Below are 209 nucleotides of genomic sequence, written 5' to 3'. Positions count from 1 at the left end.
GCGCAGCTGGCACGGGGTGGTGCGTCAGGCGCAGCGCGGCCGCAGCAGCCGGGAAGAAACGCTGTACACCTTCGACATCGGCCCGCGCCTGGCCTTGCTCAGGCAGGACAGCGCAGCTGGCACGGGGTGGTGCGTCAGGCGCAGCGCGGCCGCAGCAGCCGGGAAGAAACGCTGTACACCTTCGACATCGGCCCGCGCCTGGCCTTGCT

At 71.3% G+C, this 209-nt stretch carries 1 protein-coding gene; it reads right to left on the bottom strand.

What is annotated here, in order from left to right:
* Positions 1-24: 24 nt before the first annotated feature.
* Positions 25-209: hypothetical protein (locus tag AWT75_RS21845; protein WP_161937802.1), on the bottom strand; the 185-nt coding region annotated here is incomplete at its 5' end.

This window comes from Aquitalea pelogenes, assembly GCF_001515305.1.
In the GTDB taxonomy this organism is placed as follows: domain Bacteria; phylum Pseudomonadota; class Gammaproteobacteria; order Burkholderiales; family Chromobacteriaceae; genus Aquitalea; species Aquitalea pelogenes.
Note: the sequence above shows the minus strand (reverse complement) of the source record. Positions and strands in the feature narration are given on the sequence as shown.